The organism is Prochlorococcus sp. G4PB17, assembly GCF_059772445.1.
This window is the reverse complement of the sequence record NZ_CM186288.1, coordinates 650,034-672,235: the sequence shown is the minus strand read 5'-3', so window position 1 is coordinate 672,235 and position 22,202 is coordinate 650,034. Positions and strand designations below refer to the sequence as shown.

Annotated in this window: 18 protein-coding genes and 1 tRNA gene; 9 read left to right on the top strand and 10 right to left on the bottom strand. The window is 34.4% G+C overall.

Going from position 1 to position 22,202, the window contains the following annotated elements; genetic code table 11:
• Nucleotides 1–50: 50 nt before the first annotated feature.
• Nucleotides 51–440, top strand: coding sequence for a hypothetical protein (locus tag AC6EJB_RS04280; RefSeq protein WP_498492474.1), 390 nt, complete (start codon nucleotides 51–53; stop codon nucleotides 438–440).
• Between the two features lie 24 nt (nucleotides 441–464).
• Here the strand turns inward: AC6EJB_RS04280 and AC6EJB_RS04275 are convergent, their stop codons facing one another.
• Complete coding sequence (locus AC6EJB_RS04275) at nucleotides 465–2,552, bottom strand: HDIG domain-containing metalloprotein (protein WP_498492473.1); 2,088 nt, start codon at nucleotides 2,550–2,552, stop codon at nucleotides 465–467.
• 69 nt (nucleotides 2,553–2,621) lie between these two features.
• On the opposite strand from AC6EJB_RS04275, the gene folD reads away from it, so the two are divergent.
• Genes folD through AC6EJB_RS04255 form a run of 4 tightly spaced genes read left to right on the top strand, consistent with a single transcriptional unit; the run spans nucleotide 2,622 to nucleotide 6,444 of the window.
• Nucleotides 2,622–3,533 (top strand): bifunctional methylenetetrahydrofolate dehydrogenase/methenyltetrahydrofolate cyclohydrolase FolD, encoded by a 912-nt coding sequence (folD, locus tag AC6EJB_RS04270; RefSeq protein WP_498492472.1) that lies wholly within the window; start codon nucleotides 2,622–2,624, stop codon nucleotides 3,531–3,533.
• Nucleotides 3,534–3,575: 42 nt separating this feature from the next.
• A complete protein-coding gene (crtE, locus tag AC6EJB_RS04265; RefSeq protein ID WP_498492471.1) occupies nucleotides 3,576–4,475 on the top strand; it encodes a geranylgeranyl diphosphate synthase CrtE in 900 nt (299 codons plus the stop codon).
• A complete protein-coding gene (locus tag AC6EJB_RS04260; protein WP_498492470.1) occupies nucleotides 4,472–4,987 on the top strand; it encodes a divergent PAP2 family protein in 516 nt (171 codons plus the stop codon). Before crtE ends, AC6EJB_RS04260 begins: the two co-directional genes overlap by 4 nt.
• Nucleotides 4,984–6,444: an ATP-dependent DNA helicase gene (locus AC6EJB_RS04255; RefSeq protein ID WP_498492469.1), complete on the top strand. Its 1,461-nt coding sequence runs from the start codon at nucleotides 4,984–4,986 to the stop codon at nucleotides 6,442–6,444. Before AC6EJB_RS04260 ends, AC6EJB_RS04255 begins: the two co-directional genes overlap by 4 nt.
• A 33-nt stretch (nucleotides 6,445–6,477) precedes the next feature.
• Here AC6EJB_RS04255 and AC6EJB_RS04250 read toward each other — a convergent pair whose 3' ends face one another.
• From AC6EJB_RS04250 to AC6EJB_RS04225, 6 genes are all read right to left on the bottom strand, one after another.
• Complete coding sequence (locus AC6EJB_RS04250) at nucleotides 6,478–7,833, bottom strand: cobyrinic acid a,c-diamide synthase CobB (protein WP_498492468.1); 1,356 nt, start codon at nucleotides 7,831–7,833, stop codon at nucleotides 6,478–6,480.
• A 13-nt stretch (nucleotides 7,834–7,846) separates the two neighbouring features.
• Nucleotides 7,847–9,154 (bottom strand): glucose-6-phosphate dehydrogenase assembly protein OpcA, encoded by a 1,308-nt coding sequence (locus AC6EJB_RS04245; RefSeq protein WP_498492467.1) that lies wholly within the window; start codon nucleotides 9,152–9,154, stop codon nucleotides 7,847–7,849.
• Between the two features lie 44 nt (nucleotides 9,155–9,198).
• Entirely contained in the window at nucleotides 9,199–10,722 is a 1,524-nt protein-coding gene (gene zwf, locus AC6EJB_RS04240) for a glucose-6-phosphate dehydrogenase (protein ID WP_498492466.1), read from the bottom strand.
• A 171-nt stretch (nucleotides 10,723–10,893) separates the two neighbouring features.
• Complete coding sequence (locus AC6EJB_RS04235; protein ID WP_498492465.1) at nucleotides 10,894–12,072, bottom strand: FAD-binding oxidoreductase; 1,179 nt, start codon at nucleotides 12,070–12,072, stop codon at nucleotides 10,894–10,896.
• Nucleotides 12,073–12,406: 334 nt separating this feature from the next.
• Nucleotides 12,407–12,479: transfer RNA gene (locus AC6EJB_RS04230), tRNA-Glu, on the bottom strand.
• Nucleotides 12,480–12,525: 46 nt separating this feature from the next.
• Nucleotides 12,526–13,671 (bottom strand): histidine kinase, encoded by a 1,146-nt coding sequence (locus AC6EJB_RS04225; protein ID WP_498492464.1) that lies wholly within the window; start codon nucleotides 13,669–13,671, stop codon nucleotides 12,526–12,528.
• A gap of 107 nt (nucleotides 13,672–13,778) precedes the next feature.
• Here AC6EJB_RS04225 and AC6EJB_RS04220 point away from each other — a divergent pair, with 107 nt between their 5' ends.
• The 3 genes from AC6EJB_RS04220 (at nucleotide 13,779) to pepN (ending at nucleotide 17,568) form a co-directional block, all read left to right on the top strand.
• Complete coding sequence (locus AC6EJB_RS04220; protein WP_498492463.1) at nucleotides 13,779–14,336, top strand: hypothetical protein; 558 nt, start codon at nucleotides 13,779–13,781, stop codon at nucleotides 14,334–14,336.
• A gap of 124 nt (nucleotides 14,337–14,460) precedes the next feature.
• Complete coding sequence (locus AC6EJB_RS04215; protein WP_498492462.1) at nucleotides 14,461–14,913, top strand: DUF8650 domain-containing protein; 453 nt, start codon at nucleotides 14,461–14,463, stop codon at nucleotides 14,911–14,913.
• Nucleotides 14,914–14,946: 33 nt separating this feature from the next.
• Nucleotides 14,947–17,568, top strand: coding sequence for an aminopeptidase N (gene pepN / locus AC6EJB_RS04210; RefSeq protein ID WP_498492461.1), 2,622 nt, complete (start codon nucleotides 14,947–14,949; stop codon nucleotides 17,566–17,568).
• A gap of 1 nt (nucleotide 17,569) precedes the next feature.
• On the opposite strand, the gene AC6EJB_RS04205 is transcribed toward pepN, so the two are convergent.
• Nucleotides 17,570–18,565 (bottom strand): ribose-phosphate pyrophosphokinase, encoded by a 996-nt coding sequence (locus AC6EJB_RS04205; RefSeq protein WP_498492460.1) that lies wholly within the window; start codon nucleotides 18,563–18,565, stop codon nucleotides 17,570–17,572.
• An 872-nt stretch (nucleotides 18,566–19,437) separates the two neighbouring features.
• Here AC6EJB_RS04205 and malQ point away from each other — a divergent pair.
• The gene (gene malQ / locus AC6EJB_RS04200; protein ID WP_498492459.1) at nucleotides 19,438–20,928 is read left to right on the top strand and encodes a 4-alpha-glucanotransferase; all 1,491 of its coding nucleotides are present in this window, start codon (nucleotides 19,438–19,440) and stop codon (nucleotides 20,926–20,928) included.
• Between the two features lie 33 nt (nucleotides 20,929–20,961).
• On the opposite strand, the gene AC6EJB_RS04195 is transcribed toward malQ, so the two are convergent.
• Together AC6EJB_RS04195 and AC6EJB_RS04190 are read right to left on the bottom strand one after the other, a co-directional pair.
• Entirely contained in the window at nucleotides 20,962–21,468 is a 507-nt protein-coding gene (locus AC6EJB_RS04195; protein WP_498492458.1) for a helix-turn-helix domain-containing protein, read from the bottom strand.
• Between the two features lie 17 nt (nucleotides 21,469–21,485).
• A complete protein-coding gene (locus AC6EJB_RS04190; RefSeq protein ID WP_498492457.1) occupies nucleotides 21,486–22,199 on the bottom strand; it encodes a pseudouridine synthase in 714 nt (237 codons plus the stop codon).
• Between the last annotated feature and the right edge of the window lie 3 nt (nucleotides 22,200–22,202).

Genomic DNA, 22,202 nt, shown 5'->3' with positions numbered 1-22,202 from the left:
TTATTAACAATAATCTTTATGATTTTTTTTCAGAGAATATTTTTTTAAAAATGGGTTCAGGAATGCGCGGCTACTGGACGCTCACTTGGTTTGGTTTGATCTCGAATACACTTGCAATTCCTTTTATTGCTTTTGTTGTTGGATCTGGACCTCCTCTTCAAGCAGTCAATATTACTATCGCAATAAGTCTTGCTTGGCCCGCCGCTGTTACGGGAATTGTTGCATCAGCAGGTCTCTTTGCACAAAGAGGTTGGGGTGTAATCTTATCAATAGTTGCTTTGTCTATGACCCTATCTGGAACTTTGCCTTATGGAATAATTAGACTAATTAGAGTTAATGATTTTTTTGGTATTAGCGGATTATCGCTTTTTATTGCCTTGCTTAATTTATTAGCTTTGCTTTATTGGTGTAGAAGGGGGCATAGAAGAATTAGGCTTTAAGTAAATAATTTAAAAATTAGATTTTTACCTTGAATTAAAGCTTGGGTATTTTAATCGTCTATGACGCATTCTTCTCCATACAGAAACAAATGCCCTAAGGATTATTTCTATTTCTGCTCTGGTCAAACTACTTTCATTTAATTGGCCGTCAATCTGACGAGATTGAATTATTTTTCTAACTGTTTTGCATGCATCACTATCAGAGGAAGAAGCATCTAGAGATCTCAATGCTGCCTCACAGCCATCTGCAAGCATTAGAATTCCAGTTTCTTTTGAATGAGGAATAGGTCCTTTATACCTGAAACGTTTTTCAGAGGCAGAAGGATCAGTCTCTCTTGCTTTGTGAAGGAAATACCCCATTTTTAATGTGCCTTGATGCTCTGGAATAAAATCAGCGATTGCTGATGGAAGACGATATCTTCTTGCAAGCTTTAATCCCTCATCCACATGGGCTTGAAGAATATCTGCGCTTTTGTATGGGTTTTTAATTTCTTCATGTGGGTTTATTCCATCTTGTTGGTTTTCAATAAACCAATTTGGGGCATGTAGTTTTCCTACGTCATGGTAAAGAGCTCCAGTTCTTATTAAGTCAACATCGGCTCCTATTACTCTTGCACCTTCCTCTGCGAGACTTAGAATTGTTAAAGTATGCTCAAAGGTACCTGGTGCTTCTCTAGATAAACGTCTAAGTAAAGGACGCTCTTGATCAGCCAGCTCCATTAATCTTGCTCTAGTAAGTAAACCAAATGTATTCTCCAAAATAGGAATAATTAGTATTGTTACCATTAGCATTGTACTTATTATAAGTGCTTCATTAAAAAGAAAATTAGGGTCATAAGGTAAGCCATTAAATTCTATATTTTTTTCATTTATTATTTGATTAAAGATAAACCATTGTCCTAATAAAGCCCCAAAAGGTATAAAAATAGCTATTTGAAGAACTTGAGCTCTGCTTCTCATCTTTCTGCCTAAAAATGCAACAAAAGAACCAGCTATACAAGCAATTATTAATCTAATATCACCAAATAAATCAAGAGATGTTGGCCAAATTAGACTTGCCGCGGCCATCCAGGCTAATGATGTCGTTGTACCTATACCTTGAGACAGAAGTAGTGTAGGAGGTAATATTAATTGCAATGGACTTGCTAGTGGCCCCAGCCAATCTTTAGATAATTGAACTACAAATAATAAAGTTAAAGAAAGCAAACCATGTCTAGCTTCAAGCCTTGGTTTTTCTCTTCTCATGATCATAAGAAGTAAACCACAACATCCCAAAGCCTCAGAAAAAGTTATCAGCCATTTTATTGGTCTGGGACTTCTACTGACTTTGTTGAAATGCTCTAAAATATCAAACTCTTGAGAACTTATTAACTGTCCTTTTTTTGTGATTTGGCTTCCTTTCTTGACTTTTATTTTATTAATATTCTCTTGATTAATTAAATTCTCAACTAAAATATTTGTTTTTGATAAATCAACTTTTAAATTATTTTTTTGATAAAAACTAGTAGCTAAAACTTTTGTACCTAATGTTCTATTAGGAGAATCTTTTGATCCTAAATCTATTAATTGTTGTGATGATGCTTCATTTAGTTGATCAAGTGCAAGTGTACTAATAATTCCTTGAGCAAGCATTTTTCTTGAAGCTTTTTTTACTTCTTTCTCCCAAGCTTTCCATTCACTATCGGAAGTTTTGATTAGCCAGTCTCTTTCTGAGATTGTTAGTTTTATCGTATCTAAGCTTTCTCTCAGGCTAGGATCTTTTGAAGTTTGTAATTGTTTGATTTGTTGTATGACTAATCTTTCTAAATTATCTGATTGATTTTTATCAATAACTTGAACAAAAACTTCTTTTAGTCCTTTTTCCTTTTCCTTTAAAGCCTGTGTATCTATTACTGTCGCGTTTCTCGGTGCTATTACGTTAAATGGTGCAAGATCTCCCGGTTTAAGATCGGGAACAGCAAGTAACTTATAACTTGAAAATATTGCTACTAATAGACAGACCATTAGCAGACCTAACTTGTCAGTTGATGACCAGCGAAGTATTGGACGCCTGGGAGATTGACTACCCAACCAAATTCTCCAAATTCTTTTTGGACTGGGTAATTTAGCCACAGACTTTTTCACCTATGCCTAACGCTGTGTTTGAAAATTTCAAAAATTGAAATTGAACTCATTTTATTTATGACGAACATTTTAGATGGGAAAAAACTTGCTCAAGAAATTGAGCACATACTTCAACAGACTATCGAATCTGGATTGAAAATTGCGAAACGTTCGCCTGGACTCGCTGTCATAAGGGTCGGGAACGATCCTGCCAGTGGAGTTTATGTCAATTACAAAGAAAAAGCATGCGATCGAATAGGTGTTAGAAGTTTTGCAAAGCACTTAAAAGAAGATATTTCATCGGAAGAACTTGTAGAAATAATCAAAAATTTGAATCTGGAAAAGAATGTTGATGGGATTTTATTACAACTTCCATTACCGTCGCATCTTGATGAAGCTTCCTTGCTTAGCAGTATTGATCCTGATAAAGATGCGGACGGATTACACCCTTTGAATCTTGGAAAATTGATAAAAGGTGAAAAGGGACCAAGATCATGTACACCAGCTGGAGTGATGGCTTTGCTAAAGCGCAATCAAATTAAAATCGAAGGTAAAAGAGCAGTAGTAGTTGGAAGGAGCATCCTTGTTGGCAAGCCAATGGCTTTAATGCTTGAAGCTGCAAATGCTACTGTTACGGTTGCTCATTCGAGAACTAAAGATTTATCTTCTTTGACTAGAGAGGCCGACGTACTTGTAGTAGCAGCTGGAAAGCCTCATTTAATAGGAAAAAATCACGTTAGCGATAATTGTGTTGTTGTCGATGTTGGCATACATAGATTGCCCAATGAGCGGCAAAATTTTCAAGGCAGTACAAAAACTAAACTTTGTGGAGATGTAAAGATATTTGAAATCGAAGACAAAGTTGCGGCTTTTTCTCCAGTTCCTGGCGGTGTAGGCCCTATGACAGTAACGATGCTTCTAGCAAATACGGTTGATAGGTGGCAGAAACATTGTGGATTACCTTTAACTATTAGTCATTTACTTCCATGAATCACAATGTCCTGAGAGAATTGAGAAGAATCGATTTTATGCATGCAGGAAGCAATCGCTTCTTTTAACTTCGCGGAGTATCTAGAGAAATCTAGAACTCTCGTTGAAGATGCGCTAGATGCGTCTTTGGGCCCTGAAAAGCCAGAGAAATTAAGAGAATCTATGCGCTATTCCCTTTTGGCTGGGGGAAAAAGATTAAGGCCGATACTTTGTTTAGCTGCTTGCGAACTTGCTGGAGGTGAGGTCAAAAAAGCCCTACCTACAGCAGTGGCTATCGAAATGATTCACACAATGTCTCTTATCCATGATGACTTGCCTTCAATGGATAATGACGATCTTCGTAGAGGAAGGCCTACGAACCATAAAGTTTACGGTGAGGCTGTAGCAATACTTGCTGGAGACGCACTCTTGACCAGAGCTTTTGAGATGGTATCAATTCGCTCAGAGGGAGTGCCATCAGAAAGACTTTTGAAAGTAGTTGGTGAACTTTCATTAGTTGCAGGAGCACCTGGATTGGTAGGTGGCCAAGTTGTTGATCTTGATTGTGAGGGAAAAGAGGTTGATTTAGAAACTTTAGAATATATTCATCTTCACAAAACAGGAGCTCTTTTAAAGGCATGTGTCACTTGCGGAGCATTAATTGGTGGAGCTGATGAAAAGCTTTTGGATGCATTGTCTGTCTACGCAAAAGGAATTGGATTAGCTTTTCAAATAATTGATGATATTCTTGATGTCACTGCAAGCAGCGAAATACTAGGAAAAACTGCAGGAAAAGATCTAATTGCAGATAAAACTACATATCCAAAATTACTAGGTCTGGATGAATCAAGAAAAAGAGCAGATAATTTAGTTGCTCAAGCAAAAAATGCCCTTGTTCCTTGGCCTGAGAAATCAAAACCTTTACTTGCTTTGGCTGATTACATTACCAATAGAGATAGATGAATATTAATCAAATTTCTGAGACTCATTTTGTTTACATTCTTGATAATGCTGTGTTGGCGTGGGCTTTAATTGCATGCGGCCTTGCTCAATTTTCTAAACTATTATTTGAATTAATTGTTAAGCAAAGGTGGCGTCCATCTGTGCTTGTAGAAACAGGGGGGATGCCTTCAAGCCATTCTGCCTTAGTAACAGGAACAGCGGCAGGAGTCGGACTGCAGAATGGTTTTGATGATCCTTTATTTGCTTTGGCTTCAACAATCGCATTTATTGTGATGTATGACGCTTCTGGAATAAGAAGATCGGCAGGTTTAACAGCAGCAAAAGTTAATCAGATTTCAAAAAAAGATTCTAATAAATCATCTTCCGAGTCTACTTTAAAGGAAACTTTGGGGCATACAAAAATAGAAGTTTTAGTAGGAAGTCTTCTTGGCCCTACTGTCGCTTTGCCAGGAATTTTATTTTTTGGATCTCCTTTGCATCTTTTGCAAATAATGGGATTAGTATCTGTGTGAAAGAACTAAAAACTAATGAAGATAGTTGTGTTTTAACTAGTGATCAAGAAAAATCTCTTGAATTATTTTGTGAATGGTTGAATACTCCATATTCTTTTAAACCTTTTGTATTGAATGGTTTTGCAGGTAGCGGAAAAACATATTTATCGATGAAATTTTTAAAAAAGGTTGATGAAGCTAGACTCTGTTGGACTGTAGTTGCCCCTACTCATAAAGCTGTAGGAGTTTTAAGAGAGGGGTTGAGGAATGAATCTATTCAACCCACCTGGTTCCCCTCAACTATTCATCGTTTGCTTCGACTTAAGTTAAAAAGACAGGCGGATGTTGAAATATGCGAAAAAACAGATCAAACCGAGAACTCTCTGGAGAATTTAGGACTTGTCTTAATTGATGAAGCCTCAATGATTGATTCCAAATTATTGGAGATAACACTTGAATGCGCTAGATGTAATTCGACTCGTTTAGTTTTTGTCGGAGATCCAGCTCAACTTCCACCAGTTGGAGAGAGTCATAGCTCAGTTTTTCTGATGAAAAGATCTGTAAATACCGAACTTAAGGAAGTTGTTCGCCATCAGGGCCCTGTTCTCAAATTGGCAAAGATTATTAGAGAAGGACAAATACCTTGTTATCAACCACCAATAATACCAATTATTAATACTAAGAAAGGAAGTGTAGGAATATTAGATAGAAATAATTGGCTGGAAAAAGCAAAGTCATCATTACGTTTATCTTCATTGGAAGATGATCATGATAGAGCTAGATTTTTATGTTACACCAATCGAATTGTTGATAACTTAGTTCCTCATGCAAGAAGAGCTATTCATGGTGATATGGCCGATCAATATCAAGTCTTACCCGGTGAGATCTTGATTAGTCGTAAGGCTGTAATGGCTAATGCATCATTAAATGAAAATGAGATAGGCGAAGAACCAGATATTTTGATTAGTTCTAACAGAGAAATGATTGTGAATGATGTAATTCCAAATAGTTTTGATTTAGCTTCTTTAGGAAATCAACAAGACTTTGAATATTCTTTACCTATTATTGAGTCTCAGATAGCCAAAGTTACATGCGACCAAAAAGAATTTTCTTTGAGATTACAACCTAAAATAGGATCTAAATCTCGTATTGATTTAGACCTTATTTTGAATCAACTTAGTAATCAGGCAAGAGAGAAAGGAAAGAAAAATAATTCTTCAATATGGAAACTTTTCTTTTTTATTAGGGATTCATTTGCTTCTTTAGGTCCTGCTTCTGTTCTTACAATTCATAGAAGTCAAGGAAGTACTTTTGGAGAAGTTTTCATATCTTCAGATGTTTTTTGGCCTAGAGACCTTGAATTTAGAAGAAGGCTTGTTTACGTTGCAGTAAGCCGAGCAAGTAGAGGAGTATGGATTGTTGGTGATAGTAAAAATAAAGAAAATAAAGATCTATTAAATAAATTATTAATAGAGTAGGTTCTATAAATCCATTTTTATTAACTAATTTTTTTAAGCATATTCTATGATACTTCTTTTCCAATTATCTAGAATTTTAGGTGAACTTGCCCAATGAAGATGAACCCAGCTTGCATGAATTAAATGATTACAAAAACCTTCATTTTTTATTTTTATATTCCATCCACTTAGATCCCATAATGGATTAATTCCTGAATTATATTTTTCAGTAATTATTTCCCAACGATGAAATTCATGTCCTATTAGTATATTCCCAGGAGATGTAATAGGACTTTTATTTTTACTTATAGCTTTTCTATAACCTATCTTTAAATTGCCTTTTTTAGCCTTAAAGGGCAGTACACCAGACATTTTATGCTCCCTTCCTTCTAAATCAAATATACTTTTTCCTAAAAGCATCATTCCTCCGCATTCAGCATATATTGGAAAATTTTTTGCAAAAACCTTTACTGATTTTAAGCTGATTTTTGAATTACTCAATTGTTTTGCATGTTGCTCAGGAAAACCACCTGGGATTATTAATCCCTTTGCTTCCTTTGGGATGTTTTCGTTCTGAAGAGGTTTCCAAGTAATAGTTGGCATTCCATTACTTTCTAATAATTCTTTCGTTTCCTGATACCTAAAATGGAAAGCTTCATCTTCAGCTATTGCAATGGGGTGAAGAAAACCTGACTCGTGCTTTGGTGAAAAATTAATTTTAGTTTCTATGGATTTAGGTGATAATAAAAGCTTTTGAAAACTTTCAATATCTAAATGATTTTTCGCTATTGATGCCCACTTTTTTATTTTAAGTTCTAGATCTAGGATCTCATGAACTGGCGCCAACCCAAGATGTCTAGTTGGAAGATTCAAGTCTTTGCATTCAGGTAGACACCCTAATGATTTTATATTTATTTGATTTAGAACTTCTAATAAAATTTTTTCATGTCTAGTAGTTTGAACATTATTTAGAACAACTCCTGCAATATTTAATTTCTTATCATGTTCTTTAAAACCTTTTAGCAATGCTGCCAATGAAGCAGCCTTCCCCCTGGCATCAATAATAAGAACTATTGGCAAGCTTAAAACTTTTGCCAAATCAGCTGTGCTGCCTTTTGAGCTACTACCAATACCATCAAATAATCCCATTACTCCTTCAACTAAAGAAAAATCAGTTAATCCTCCAAAGTGATTAAAACTTTCTTGTACCCATTTTTCACCGGAGAGGATTAAATCAAGATTTCTACAAGCTTTTTCTGAAACGGCAGAAAGTTGTTGAGGATCTAAATAATCAGGACCAACTTTAAAGGTTTGAACTGTTTTGCTTATACTTTTTAACCATGAAATTAAAAGAAGACTTAAAAGTGTTTTTCCACTATTACTCGAAGTAGCAGAAATTATGCATGCCATTTAGAGAAGGTCTTTATTCGGATTGATTAATTAAATTAAGCATTTTATTCGCTATTGGTGTTGCACTTGCAAGCAAAGGACTTGTACTCCCTCTGCTGCTTGAGAGTAAACGAGCAACATCATTCTCCAGAGAACTTTTTTGAATAGGAACTACTTGCTCTATAAGTTCCATTCTTGCCATGCCCCCGGCTTCTAATCTCATACATTCCCCAGATTCTGAGGCGAGAATTACACAAATATCGTTTTTTTGTTTTTTATTAGCTCTTGCAATTAATCTTAGACCTACTATTTGACCTGGATTAATACTTGGCTTTCCTATTGGAAGAGAAGTTAAAGTAACCTCAACAAATGTCTTGTCAGGACGAATAAAATTTACTTTTAAAAGTTCTTTTTTTGAAGATACACAGTTATGAAGTTTCCAGTTGAGTCGATCGGCAATCCATGCAGCAAGCAATAGCCCCTGAACTGATTGAGATCCTTCAATATCGATATCTATTTTTTCTAAATTCTCAAGAGCACTTCTTCTTTGCAGTGGGTCAAATACCATCGCTAATGTCTCTCTCCATCCTCTTAAACGAAGCCAATTTAGATCGTTTACGGCTTGTCCAGATTTAATCCTTTGAAGTAATAAATTTAAGCAATCTTTTGGCTCCCCTAATGCAGTGTCAATAATTAGTCGTCGATTTGGTAAAGCAAGAGCCTGAAGAAATTCCGGAGCCTCGTCAATTTTTCCATTCCACCATAGCCAAGATGGAAGTTCATCAGGTACAAGAGTCTCTACTATTTCAAGTCCATCATTTATTGCAGTTTTATTTCCTCTCAAAACAATAACGTCGCCACATGCTGTTTTCCCTCCGCCTTCTTCAGGAATAGGGCAATATGCAGCTACTAAAGTTTCTAAATTTTTTTCTTTTTCAATTGTTGGTGCAATTGTTATTAATCTTCGTGGTTGTAGATTACTAATTGAGGTGTCGATGTGTTGCCCCCTAAGGTCTTCAACCTCACAAGTTGATTCTTCGTTACTTATTAAAGATTGAACTTTAAAATCTAGTGGTGAAGTGCTATTAGGAAGATCTCCTTCTAAAATAATTTTTCTTGCAGCTTCTATAAGATCAATTCGTTGACTTCCAATTATTGGTCCTGATAACTTTCCACTTCTAACTAGTTTTTGTTCAATCCATGCTGGTTGCCAGATAATTAAACAAAATGTATTAGCTCCTTTATCTCCTCTCTGATCATGCGACCAGAGTTGATCTAGGTAAGTGGGGATTTCAGCTGGTGGGAGTTGAAGAGGTGTTTGTAATGTTAATTGAGGAGACATCTAATTAGATTTAAATTAAGGACTAAGATTAAGATTTAATTTCTTTAGGGTCGTCTCCACAGAAGTTGATCTCTACCAATAAGTAAATCTGATTCAGTTGGACCCCATGTTCTTGATTCATATGGGTAAACAGGTAATTCCCATGGAGAGTCTTCAATCATTTCTAGGAGAGGAGTATATAAACGCCAAGCAGCCTCGACTTCATCACTTCTAGTAAACAATGTTGGATCTCCAAGCATTGCATCTGCAAGAAGTCTTACATAACCTTCATCTGAAGGCTCACCAAAGGATTCGTCATAGGAAAATTCCATATTTACAGGTCTACTTCTCATGCCAGAACCTGGTGATTTCACCTCAAAACTAAATTCAGCTCCCTCGTTGGGTTGAATCCTGAGAATTAGTTGGTTAGAAGTTGGACATCCTCCTGCTGCATCAAAAAGATGAACTGGAGCTTCTCTGAAAGTTAAAACTACTTCACTAAGTCTTTTGGCCAACCGTTTACCTGTCCTTACATAAAAAGGGACTCCTTGCCATCTCCAATTATCTATGAAGAGCTTCATGGCTACATATGTTTCGGTTGTGCTATTTGGATTTACTCCTGGTTCTTCTCTATATCCACGTAGTGGATATTCACTACTACCTCCCTTTGAATATTGTCCTCTAACACAGCATTCCCATGGTTTCTCTTCATTAGCGAGCTTGGCAGCTTGAAGTACTTTTGCTTTTTCATTCCTTATTGCTTCTGGATCAAAATGTCCAGGTGGTTCCATTGCTGTTAGAGCAAGCATCTGAGTAAGATGGTTTTGAACCATGTCTCTGAGGGCTCCTGAAGATTCGTAATAGCCAGCTCGATCTTCGACTCCAACTGTTTCGGAACTAGTAATTTGAACGCTGGAAATGTAATTTCTATTCCAGATAGGTTCAAAAATTGTGTTAGCAAATCTAAGAACAAGAATGTTTTGGACTGTTTCTTTGCCTAGATAATGATCTATCCGAAATATCTGACTTTCTTGCGCACAGCCTTGAACGAGAGAATTAAGTGACTGTGCACTATTGAAGTCTCTTCCAAAAGGTTTTTCAATTACTACTCTACTTCTTTTAGGATCTTTCAATAATCCTGCAGCAGCTAAAGCTCTGCAACCACTTCCATAGAACTTGGGAGATACTGAAAGGTAAAAAGTTCGGTTGCCGTGAGTTGCTTGCAATTTATCTATTATTTCCAGTCTTTCTCCAAGTTTTACTAGGTGATCTGGTTGTTGGAGATCTACCGGTTCATAGAAAAGATTTTGCGAGAATAATTCCCATTCTTTTGGACTTTCTTTTATCTGAGATGAAAGAGCATCTTCCATTTTTGTTTTAAATATTTCATCAGTCCAAGGTCTTCTTGCGCAGCCTAAAACTGCAAACTCGCTGGGTAATCTTCTTTGTTTAAAGAGTTCAAATAACGCAGGCACAAGTTTTCTATGTGTTAGATCCCCTGATGCCCCGAAAATAATAAGACATTGAGGAGGTACTACTCGCTCTTGCCGTAGTCCAATTCTTAATGGGTTTGTTACTGGTATGCTCATTAATACTTTCCTTGACAATCAAGTGAGAAATATTGAATCAAATAGCCATTAATCATTTCACCATTTTTAGTAGTGGAATGATTAAAAGTTAAATTGATTTTATTGATTGAATATAGAAAAAAATTACTAAATGTAATTAATAATTATGGCTTTCCAGACTTTTTTATTTGTTTAGTAGGTCTCAGCATGCCATCTACCAGCTTTTCTAAGTTTAGGTCTAAGTTCGGACCAATCTAATCCCTTTGCAGCCGCTGCGGTAGTCATTGCCTCATCTATTCCTGGCTCCATTCCTTTTAATCCACATAGGTAAATATGAGTTTTTGGATTCTCAATCATATTGAAAATTTCTTCAGCATGTTCAAGGACTCTGTCTTGAATATACATTCTGCCTCCTTTTGTATTTTGCTGTTCTCTACTAATTGCTTTTGTATATCTAAGATTTTCAGGGAATTTTGATTTGTAGTGCTCAAAATCAGCATCATAAAGCAAGTTTGCTGTTTTAGGTGCTCCCATAAATAACCAAGCTTTACCTTTGAAATTCCACTTATGTTTTTCTATTTCAGTGGGTTCGAACATCCTTCTTAAATAAGCTCTCATTGGTGCGATGCCAGTGCCGGTGGCTAGCATTATGATGTTTGAATCTTCTTCTTCTGGAAGGAGCATTTCCTTCCCTACAGGCCCGCTAATTTTTACTTTGTCCCCAGGTGATAAGTTGCATAAATATGTTGAGCAAACTCCATTAATTGTTTCACCATCTTTTTCATATTGAAGTTGGCGAACGCATAATGAGAGTGTATTTCCTGCGAAGTTGTCACCATATCTTGTACTTGCAATTGAATAAAGTCTTGCTCTGTGAGGCTTCCCCTTAGCATCTTCACCTGCCGCAAGTATTCCACAACTTTGACCTTCAACATATTTGAATTCTGGATCACCCCCAGATAGATCAAAAGTTATGTGTTGAACTTTTCCTATGGCTCCTTCTTTAAGTACTGAATAGTTTTCAGTCACTATTCCTGTAAAAGGTGCCTTTGGCTTATAAGTATTTACTGGTACATCTGCATGAGGTTTATTTGCAGGAGCGGCTTTTGCAGGGGCAGCTTTTGCAGGGGCAGCTTTTGCAGGGGCAGCTTTTGCAGGGGCAGCTTTTGCAGGGGCAGCTTTTGCAGGGGCAGCTTTTGCAGGGGCGGCTTTTGCAGCGGGACTAGCTTGAACTTTTTCGCTTAAAGCGTTTTTACCAGTTCGCAAAATCGCACCAAATGAATATTGCCTACGTATTAAATAGAAAAAACCAATGATGATAGGAATATGTGCAAGACCACCAAGAACTACCTTTGTCTCTGAGTAAGCCATAAAAACTTAAATTAGAAGCTGAGATTACCAAGAAGAGGTTACTTTTAGCTGTTTTATTATGATATTACTAATTTGTTGGTTCACCTTTTGAGACCGTCACATGATCATTTGCACTCCTAAATCGATTTATTTCACTAGTTTTTAAAGAATTAAATGCTTTGTGTTGTCTGAATATTATTTTTCTTCTTCTTTATGATTTTTGTGTAAGGCTTCAAAAAAAACTTTAAAAAATTTTATTTTCAATAATTTTCAATAAAAGTTATATAAAAGTTACTAAAAAAACAATATTGATCTTGTTTGAAAAATTTTTAAAAAATTAATTAAATATTTTTTATAGCCCCAAGGGGATTCGAACCCCTGTCGCCTCCGTGAAAGGGAGGTGTCCTAGGCCTCTAGACGATGGGGCCAGATAAGGTGATCAATCACTAATAGTTGATCAATCACAAATGAAAGTTACGGGTCCGCCTTGCCACTCGTCAAGACTTCTTGATCCTTCTTTTGACCTCGCCACACAGGAACGGTGAAATAGAAACAGGCACCTTCTCCTGGTTTGGAAACGACCCAGATCTTTCCTCCATGTACTTCAACAATTCTTCTACAAACTGAAAGACCAATGCCAAAGCCTATTGTCTCCTGAGAAGTTTGTGGAAGTCTCACTCTATCCACAAATATTCTTTGTTGTTCTTCTGGTGGAATCCCAGGCCCATTATCGCGAACAATTACTTCAACCCATTGATTTGTTCTGTGAAGCATTGTTATAAAAATTTCACCTTCGTCTTCTGAAAATTTCAAAGCATTTTCTATGAGGTTTAATAAAACTTGCATCATTCTTCTTTGATCTGCGAAAACAGAAGGTAAATCTGAGGGGATATCTGTATTGATTTTTATTTTTTGATTAAGCCAAAGTTTCTCAAGCTCGAGAATTGCTTCTGCAGCAATATTTGCAAGATCAATTTTTTGAGGATTGAACAAAGTTTCCCAACGAGTACTCCCGACTTCTAATAAGTCCTTAGAAAGTAATTCAATTTCTTCTAGCCTTCTCTTAAGTACTTCTTGAAATTTGCTCATACTTATTTGACCTAGTTTTTGGCTTTGAAGAGCTAAACCAGCCGCTGTTAAAGGGGTTCTCAATTCATGAGCAACCATTCTTAGGAGACTTTCTTGAGAATGTATTTTATTAGTAAGTGTTTCGTTTTCTTGTCGCAGTACTAGAAGGTCATCCTCTAGGAGAAGTTCTTTTTGTGTTTGTTTTGATTCAAATGTTTTAGGTCTAAGGCTTACACCAATACCTTTTATTAATCCCTCATGCTGCCATCTTGGAAGCCAAGTTTTAACTTGTTCAAGAATTGAACTTCCCGCAAAAATTTGTTGAGGTGATGGTTCTAATTTTATTAAAGCAGGAATTGCAACTAATCTGTATAACTCTAGTAGTTCAGGGTTTTCAGTAGGGTCTGATAATTCAAGAGTCACAATAAACCCACAATCTTCACTTTCTAAGTAATCAATTAACGAACGAACATCTCCCCTTGAGAGATGTTGGCGAGAGGCCAAAAGCAACAGTTTTAACTGCCGTCTATCGTTAGCTTCGGCACTATTCACAGTGTCGAGCAATCTAAATAATTACGCATACCTTAAGGTAATGAGACTCATTTTAGGTATTAGCTAATAATTAAGTGAATACTTTTAAATCTATCCGTTCCAGGTAAATGGCTGTTTCTTATTCATCTGGTAGGGAAAGAGCTGTAAACTCTTCCGTTGGTATTGATAGACTTAGAATTGACTATGATAGTAATTTGAGGCGATGGTTTGCTCGAAATATTGGCTTGTGGCATTCTAGAAGACAATACTTTTTTGATAAAGAAAAGGCTATTAATTTGGAAATGTATATCAATGTATCTAAATTAATTAAAAGAGATTCTGAATTTGAAAGCTATCGATTTAATTGGTGGTGTGAAGATGAAAAAGATTTTTTTGTTAAAAGACCAACTTATAAAAGCGAAGGAGAAATTACTGCTCATCTTCAAGGTCATCAACTAATTCGAGATTGTTCTTATTTATCTGATTCTTCAGGGATATCAAATATAAGACAAGTTGATGAGCACGAACTGATTTTTGAGTCTAATTATGATGACTGGCATATTTTAGAACATACACGCTTAATAGATCAGGATAAACTAAGATCAAGAACTATTTATAGTTGGTTCAAAGATAATTTAAAGATAGTTGAAAATCATCATGAGATAAGGATTAAGAATCCCAACTGAAGTGCTTAATAAATTTATTAGAATGCTCTTTAATAGAATATTATGTTTAAAATTTGCAAGTACTAAATTTTTAATAGATTTTTTACTGCATCAAATGTTTACGGACTAAAATCACTTGAGAAAAATGACAAAATCTCCAAGTAGAAAATTCTTTGCAATGTTTATTTTTCTTGCTTCAATACTTTTGTCAAGTTGCAATAGTTCTATAAAGTCAGAATCTAATCCAAGTGAAATAAGCTCTAATAAAAATGAGATTAAGTTCATTCCTGCAAGTGGAGAAGAAATGAATTTTTACAGGCAAATAGGTATCAGTTATTTCTGTCTTGCAAGGCAAGCTAAAGTTGACTTTCCTAAATCAATTTCAATAGCTTCAAATAATTTTGCATTAATAATTTCAAAAAAGCATGGTGGTCTAATAAAAGAAATAGGAGATGAAAAATTAACAAATGAGCAAATTTATCAAGGATCTTATCTACAACTCATTGAAGGTGCTATTCAACTTTGTCCGGACCAAGTACCTCAGAAAGATAAGGATAAATTCTTAAAAGCTGTAGAACAATTAAATAAAAAGAAATAAATTTCATTTTAGTTAATACAAAAATTGTTTGATATGTCTACTCAAAAACTTATTAAACTATCAGACTATGTTGAATATCCTTTTCTTATTTCTAGTATATATTTAGATATTAATATTTGCAAGCAATATGTTGTTGTACAATCTTCAATGATAATCAAACCTAAGTTAAAAGAACCCTCTAAACTTTTTCTGAAGGGCAATAAAATTAAATTATTATCAATATCAATAAACGAAAATGAATTGAAAGCAGATGAATATAAACTTACTGAAAATGAATTAGTGATTTATAGCTACCCATTTTCAGAATTTCAATTAAAAATAAAATCTCAAATAGATCCTTTTAATAATACATCTTTAGAAGGATTATATTTAAGTTCTGGAATGTTAACGACACAATGTGAAGCCGAGGGATTTAGAAATATCTGTTATCATCCTGATAGGCCAGATGTCCTTAGTAAGTATACAGTAAGGATAGAGGCTGATTTACATTTATATCCAATATTATTATCAAATGGTAATAAGAAATTCTCAGGTAAAGTAAAAAATAATAGCAATAGACATGAGATTATATGGGAAGATCCTTTTCCTAAGCCTTGTTATTTATTTGCTTTAGTAGCTGGTAAACTTAATCAAGTATCTGATAAATATATTACAAATACTGGTCGATCAATTGATATTAACATATACGTTGAATGTGGCGATGAAAAATATACAAAACATGCTATAAATTCTTTAAAGAAAGCAATGAAATGGGATGAAGATAAATATGGACTTGAATATGATTTAGATGAATATAAAATTGTTGCTGTAAGACATTTTAATATGGGTGCAATGGAAAATAAGGGACTAAATATTTTTAACTCAAAGTTAGTCTTGGCTGATTCGAAGACAGCAACCGATTTAGAATTGGAGAGAATTGAAAGTGTAATAGCACATGAGTATTTTCATAACTGGACTGGAAATAGAATTACATGTCGAGATTGGTTTCAGCTTTCTTTGAAAGAAGGTTTGACTGTTTTTAGAGATCAATCTTTCACCTCAGATCTCCATGGTTATGGATTAAAAAGAATAGAGGATGTTTCATTTTTGAGGAATTTTCAATTCACTGAGGATAAAGGACCTACCTCACACGCTGTTAAACCTAAAGAATATGTATCTATTGATAATTTTTATACTACTACTATCTATGAGAAAGGTGCTGAATTAATAAGAATGCTTCAATTAATATTGGGTAAAGAAAAATTTATGAAAGGTATTAATGTTTATATTAATACCTTTGATGGCAAAGCGGCAACCACGGAAGATTTCATCAATTCAATAATCAAAGGGGCTTGTCTTGATAAAAAATATTCTAGTTTTGATGTTGATAAATTTCAGAATTGGTATTATAAATCAGGTACACCTAAAGTTTATATAAATCAAAACTGGGATCCAAATAATTCGATCTTAGATATTTCTTTTGAGCAGCAATTAGATAGTAATAATACTAATGAAAATGTTGAAATGGTTATCCCAATTCTTTATTCTTGTTATAGTAGTGAGAACGTGGAAAAACCATTTATTGAAGATAAATTATTTGTCTTAGATAAGAATAAAGATAATTTGAAAATCAAAGTTTTATCTAGTGGTAAAACCCCCCCTATTGTATCATTTTTTCGAGGGTTCTCCTCTCCTGTTATTTGGCAATCTGATCTATCTATTGATGACTATTTATTTCTTTTGCGAAATGATAATGATTATTTTACAAGGTGGGACTCTGGTCAATTTTTGATGCGTGAAATTATTAAACTTAGGATCAATAAGCAGGCTAATAATGAATTAGAAGTTAAGTTTATAGATGCGTTTAAAAAGTCTATAAAATATTTAGAAATAAATGATCCTTTCTTCTTGGCAACTCTTTTAACATTACCCGGCTTGTCAGAATTGGAGTCTTTGTTTGCGAAAGTAAATCCAATATCGGTCTACAAGGAGTCTTTAAACTTTAAAATTGCAATTGCTTCGAACACTCTTCAGGATTTAAGTATATTGTGTGAGAATTTAGTTTTAAATATTGATCAAGAATGGCCAATGGGTAAAGGAGAAAGAAAATTATTAGGAACTATATGGTCTTATTTAACGCTTACTGGAGATGAAAAAGTAAGAAGAAATTGCGTTAACTCAATTTGTAATTCCTCAATGACCATAGCAAGATCTGCCCTCGAAGCGTTAAAGCCACTTGATAGCTCTGAGACCGAAGAAGCTTCTAATTTGTTTTATGAACTTTGGCAAGATAATCCTGTCGTTTTAGACTCGTGGTTTGGTTATGAAGCCTCAAGACCGAGCAAGAATGGAATTTTTGCTATTGAAAAATTATTATCTCATTCTAAATTTGATTGGAAAGCTCCAAATGCAATACGAGCTGTTTTAGGAGGTTTTGCTAAAAATATTCAATCTTTTCATTCTAAGGACGGAGAAGGTTATTTATTTATGGCTAAAAAATTAATAGAGGTAGATAAAATTAATCCCATTACTGCTTCTAGAATGGTTAAAGTCTTCAGTAAATGGAAAACTTACATAGAGCAAAATAAGGTAGGAATGCATAAAGCAATTTTAGAAATAAATAAAGCAAATTTATCCTCAAACACTAGAGAAGTTGTTGAACTTATATTGAAGTGATTTATCTGAACATTGAGCTGACAGAACTTTCTTCGTGAATTCTCCAAATAGCTTCACCTAGCATATTAGCGACTGATAAAACCTTCAATTGGGAGAAATGGAGTTCCTTGGGTACTGGAATACTATTAGTTACGATAACTTGTTCAAATAAACCTTGTTTTGAAAGTCTCTCATAAGAAGGTGGAGAAAATACAGCATGAGATGCACATGCGATGACTTTTTTTGCTCCTTCTTTTCTTAGTAATTCAGCTCCTGCGCAAATAGTTCCACCCGTATCAATCATGTCATCGATTAATATTGCAGTTTTTCCAGAGACTTCTCCAATAACCGTGAGGCTCTCAGCAACATTATGACCTGATCGCCTTTTATCAATAATGGCCAAAGGTGAATCTTTCATTTGTTTAGCAAAAGCCCTTGCTCTGGCAACTCCTCCCACATCAGGAGAGACGACTACGATCTCTTCAAACTCCATTGTTGATAGATGATCCACTAAAACAGGAGAACCGTATATGTGGTCACAAGGGATGTCAAAATAACCTTGTATTTGAGCTGAATGTAAGTCCATCGCGAGAACACGATCAACCCCTGATTTAACTAAAATATTTGCGGTTAGTTTTGCTGTTATTGACTCTCTACCTGCCGTCTTTCTGTCTGCTCTGGCATAACCAAAGTAAGGAATTACTGCTGTAATTTGTCTGGCAGAGGCTCTTTTGCAAGCATCAACCATAATCATCAGCTCCATTAAACTATCATTAACTGGAGCGCAAGTTGGTTGGATTAGGAAAACATCGCATCCTCTTATTGATTGTTGAATTTGGACATATAACTCTCCATCTGCAAACTTTTTGGACACAAGAGGGACATTTGTAATGCCCATGTAAGAAGCAATCTCTTTTGCTAGCTCAGTATTAGATGTCCCACTTATTAATCTGAGCCTATTAGTGTCATGGGTGAGACTAGTATTTTCAGGATGTGCTGCAGTGATAAAACTGGTCACGGTTCCACCGCAAGCAAGAAATTATATTTACCAATCTACAGTTATGTTCGTTACATGATCATGAAAAAGCTTTTTTTACTTATTTCTCAAGTGGGCTCATTTTTTGAGAAAAGAAGAAGGAAACCTTTCCCTGTCTGCTTTTTTGGGTATCAGATGAGAAGAATTTTATTCTGAAGAGTTTCCTTTTGAAAACTTTAATCATATTTTTTCTTGTATTAAATTAACCCTTTTGTAGGAGCATTTTGCTCCAAAATACACAGGCTTAAAGAGTTTTCTTGAAGTATTTGGAGATAGACCTCAATCTCTGAGTGATTTCGGTTAAATAAATTTACCTTATTAGAAAAACATAGATTGGTTTTGATTATAAGAAATCATAATAAGAATGCCCACCCTAAAAAAGGGTGCTTTAAAGGGGAGAGGAAATGAAGAGTGAGAAAAATCGAGCTGAAATTTCCCTTCTATGAATGATTTCTATCATGATCTAATGTAAGCATTTCAAAAACAATATAAACAATGTGAAGAAAAATATATATGAATAGTTTTTAAGAAATTGTCCTCCTTTTTTTTATGAAAAAATATCTATAATTTAACTAATAGTTTTTAATTTTTGTATTATAATTAGATCTTTTTTTTATTTCATTTGATTTTTCTTATAGACTAAATTAGATAATCTATACTTATTTCAACTTTTCTAGTTTTATAAATGGTTTTTTATAAAATTCTCCTTTCAATATCCCTACACTATAAATTGAATTTAGATGATATTAAACTAAATTATTTTTTATTTGTTTTGGATTTTAATTTTGAATTTAGTAAAAACTAGCTTTATTTGTATTTCTTTTCTATTTTTTAGAAATAACACTAAGTAAAAATTGGAAAGAAATTCAGGGATCCTTCTTCATCCAACCTCCTTACCTGATACTCCTGTTTGCGGTACTTTCGGCAAACCTGCTCGAGTTTGGTTAAATAACCTTGCGAATTCTAGAGTTGGGGTTTGGCAATTTCTACCTCTTGCACCTCCTGACTCATTAGGTTCTCCATATAGCTCGCCATCAAGCTTCGCCTTTAATCCATGGTTTCTAGATGAAAATGATTTAATAAGAGATGGTTTTTTAGGTAATAATCCAGAAATCTTTTCTTCTAATTCTAAGGAATGTAAAAAGAGCGTTGAATTTAAATTAGCTGATTTGAAAGTTAAATCTTTAAGGTCTTGTTTAGTTGCTAATTGGGAAAAACAAAATACCACTATCAAGGAAGAGTTTGAATCATGGACTAAAAGACAATTTTGGTTACATGATCATTCAATATTTATGGAACTAAGGATTCAGAACAATTTTATTCCATGGTGGGAATGGCCAGAGAAATTTGCAGTTTGCGATAAGAAAGTACTAGCTAATTGGAAAAAAGATAACCAAAAAGAATTATTAGGACATAATTTGGTCCAATGGCATTTAGATAAACAGTGGACATCAATAAGAAAGTTGGCAAAGAGTTTAGGGATTTTTTTATTTGGAGATGTTCCTTTTTATGTTTCTAAAGACAGTGCAGATGTATGGAGCAATCGATCATTATTTTCTATTTTAACTAATTCAGACACATATCTTCAAAGTGGGGTACCACCTGATTATTTTTCTGAGACTGGTCAACTTTGGGGAAATCCCGTCTATCGTTGGAGCAGGCATAAAGCTAACAGTTACAGATGGTGGAGAAAGAGAATTCGGAGGCACCTAGAGCAGGCGGATTTCCTACGGCTTGATCATTTTCGAGCACTTGAAGCTTTTTGGGCCATTCCTGGCAAAGATCAAACAGCTGAGAATGGATTTTGGTTACCTTCGCCCGGTAAAGAGATTCTTGGTTTATTAAAAAAAGATTGCGGTGGTCAACTTCCCTTGGTTGCAGAAGATTTAGGTCTAATCAATTCAAGTGTTGAAAAATTACGAGATGATTATGAATTAGCCGGTATGAAGATACTTCAATTTGCGTTTGATGGTAATTCGGATAATCCCTATTTACCGGAGAATATTAAAGATGAAAATTGGATTACCTATACAGGAACTCACGACAATTCAACTTCGCTCGGTTGGTGGAAAGATATGGATCAAGAAAGAAAAGAAATTATTAAAAATCGAATTCTTGATTGTGAGAACTTTTCTTCTTGGGAATTGATTCGTTTAGGCATGGAGACTAAAGCAAAATTATTTATTGCTCCAATGCAAGATTTATTAAACCTTGATGATTGTGCTCGATTAAATAAACCTGGTACAACAGAAAATAATTGGTCATGGAGATTAACTCAAAATGAGCTACATATTAAAGAAGCTTTAAAAAAATATGGAAATTTAGCTGAAAAATATCAAAGATGAATACTTTGTTTGATTTTGATTGGTATCTCTTTTTTAATTTTCTAAATTTATATCATTTACCATAATTGGTTCAGTAGAAGTGCTGTGTATCTTTAGAAGATATTTTTGTTGACTATTAAGAGCTAGTATTGATAAAAGCATAAATATAAAATACAACAAACTTCCAATGCGACTGTTAAGAAAATTGATATTTATAAAATTAAACTTAAATCTAGATATACTTTTTTTTATATTAACTTTTGGTGTTAATAGTCCATTTAGACTTCCACTCTCTAAATTAAGCTCGATCTCAAGTATTTTAACCATTGAATTTAAATAGGTTGTCTCAGGTAGATATTTTTCCCATCCATTTTCAATCGCTATTAATACATTTCTAGAAATCTTTGTCTTCTTAGCTAACTCTTCTAATGAGATATCAAATTTTTTTCTTTGAGATTTAAATAAGTTAATTGCATCTAAGAATTCATTATTAATTTCTTTGCTATCTTTTCGGTCTGAAACTTTTTTTGAAGTTCTTTTAAAAGGAAAATTTAAAGCCATAACATAAAAATTACTTTCTAGTTAAGAATAGAAATCCATTCTTTAGTCTTAAGCTCGCGCCATTTCCCTTCTTCTAATCCATTTAATTTTATGTTTGAAATAGCTATTCTTTGAAGATCTTGAACTGGATGACCAATAAGATTAGCTATTTTACGGATTTGACGATTACGTCCTTCTTTTAAAATAATTTTAAGAAGAGTCTTTTTCTTCATTTTTTCTTTCACTTCTATAGTTGCTGGTATTGTCATTTTGCCATCAAGTGAAATTCCGTTTCTCCAATTATCTAATATTGGTTGACTTGGATTGCCGCTTACCCAAACCAGATAGGTTTTTGTATGTAAGAACTTTGGATGAGTAAGTCTTAGAGTTAAGTCTCCATTATTGGTCAATAGAATTGCTCCTCTACTATCTGAATCTAGGCGACCTACTGGATGGATGCCATTCCGTAAATTTTGTGGGATTAAACTTAAAATGGTTTTTCTTCCACGATTATCCTGGCAGCTTGATATGACTCCTAGAGGTTTATTTAATAGGAAAACTTTATTATTTAGCTTTTTAGGTAAGTCTTTACCATCGACTAAAATCTGATCTGAGTAAGGATCTGCTTTCTCTCCAATAATGGCTTTTCTCCCATTTAAAGTAACCCTTCCTTGTTTTATAAGTAAATCAGCTTTTCGTCTAGATAAAAGACCAGATTCAGATATTATTTTTTGTAATCTGATAAGTGTCATTAT

Coding starts and splice junctions, on each gene's coding strand:
- AC6EJB_RS04280 (WP_498492474.1), top strand. CDS start 51: ATGGGTTCAGGAATGCGCGGCTACTGGACGCTCACTTGGTTTGGTTTG.
- folD (WP_498492472.1), top strand. CDS start 2,622: ATGACGAACATTTTAGATGGGAAAAAACTTGCTCAAGAAATTGAGCAC.
- crtE (WP_498492471.1), top strand. CDS start 3,576: ATGCAGGAAGCAATCGCTTCTTTTAACTTCGCGGAGTATCTAGAGAAA.
- AC6EJB_RS04260 (WP_498492470.1), top strand. CDS start 4,472: ATGAATATTAATCAAATTTCTGAGACTCATTTTGTTTACATTCTTGAT.
- AC6EJB_RS04250 (WP_498492468.1), bottom strand. CDS start 7,833: ATGGCATGCATAATTTCTGCTACTTCGAGTAATAGTGGAAAAACACTT.
- AC6EJB_RS04245 (WP_498492467.1), bottom strand. CDS start 9,154: ATGTCTCCTCAATTAACATTACAAACACCTCTTCAACTCCCACCAGCT.
- zwf (WP_498492466.1), bottom strand. CDS start 10,722: ATGAGCATACCAGTAACAAACCCATTAAGAATTGGACTACGGCAAGAG.
- AC6EJB_RS04235 (WP_498492465.1), bottom strand. CDS start 12,072: ATGGCTTACTCAGAGACAAAGGTAGTTCTTGGTGGTCTTGCACATATT.
- AC6EJB_RS04220 (WP_498492463.1), top strand. CDS start 13,779: ATGGCTGTTTCTTATTCATCTGGTAGGGAAAGAGCTGTAAACTCTTCC.
- AC6EJB_RS04215 (WP_498492462.1), top strand. CDS start 14,461: ATGACAAAATCTCCAAGTAGAAAATTCTTTGCAATGTTTATTTTTCTT.
- pepN (WP_498492461.1), top strand. CDS start 14,947: ATGTCTACTCAAAAACTTATTAAACTATCAGACTATGTTGAATATCCT.
- AC6EJB_RS04195 (WP_498492458.1), bottom strand. CDS start 21,468: ATGGCTTTAAATTTTCCTTTTAAAAGAACTTCAAAAAAAGTTTCAGAC.
- AC6EJB_RS04190 (WP_498492457.1), bottom strand. CDS start 22,199: ATGACACTTATCAGATTACAAAAAATAATATCTGAATCTGGTCTTTTA.